General features: G+C 41.7%; 2 protein-coding genes and 1 pseudogene. 1 reads left to right on the forward strand and 2 read right to left on the reverse strand.

From position 1 onward, the window contains the following. Positions 1–2: 2 nt before the first annotated feature. Positions 3–59, forward strand: coding sequence for an IS1 family transposase (locus ABZJ92_RS22125; protein WP_003032489.1), 57 nt, complete (start codon positions 3–5; stop codon positions 57–59). Between the two features lie 17 nt (positions 60–76). On the opposite strand, the gene ABZJ92_RS22130 is transcribed toward ABZJ92_RS22125, so the two are convergent. Together ABZJ92_RS22130 and hokD are read right to left on the reverse strand one after the other, a co-directional pair. After that, positions 77–289, reverse strand: a complete 213-nt coding sequence (locus ABZJ92_RS22130) for a hypothetical protein (RefSeq protein WP_000411314.1) — start codon at positions 287–289, stop codon at positions 77–79. Positions 290–564: 275 nt separating this feature from the next. Next, positions 565–635 (reverse strand): annotated as a pseudogene (gene hokD / locus ABZJ92_RS22135) (type I toxin-antitoxin system toxin HokD); the annotation flags it as partial.

A 635-nucleotide genomic window follows, 5' to 3' on the forward strand; every position in this document is an offset into this window, starting at 1 on the left:
CGGTGGAGCTGCATGACAAGGTCATCGGGCATTATCTGAACATAAAACACTATCAGTAAGTTGGAGTCATTACCTACTAACAGGATGCTCTGACTCGCAATTCATCCAGCAGTTTATCATTTCCCATAATGTCACTTACCCTCATCGGTAAAAAAATTGCCTTTCGACCATTACGATACATTATTGATTTTGGGGTTTCAGGGAAGTAATCCATTTCGACTATAACTGACAGGTCATCACGACGTATGACTGCGTATTTGCTACTAAATAGTTTCTTTATTTTTTCCACGATGCCCCCAGGTTTATAAGTACAAACGGTTATATCCACATAGAGACAAAAATATTAATCTGATAAATATTTATTTCACGCCGTATATTTGATTGTTTAATGTGCAAGTACAATGACTTTTATTTTTTGTTGTGTATATAATCAAATATATGGTTATTTTTCACCCTGCGTATTCAGCACGCAACAAAAAACCCGCCGAAGCGGGTTTAGTGCGGGTGCGTTGAGGATGCCTGACACATGAGAGGTGGCGAGGGATTTCTCCCCCGCCTGGTCTCTTACTCCTCAGGTTCGTAAGCTGTGAAGACAGCGACCTCCGTCTGGCCGGTTCGGATTCGTACCTCGCAGA

The sequence above is a fragment of the Shigella sp. FJ200513 genome, from assembly GCF_040495915.1.
Classification (GTDB): domain Bacteria; phylum Pseudomonadota; class Gammaproteobacteria; order Enterobacterales; family Enterobacteriaceae; genus ECMA0423.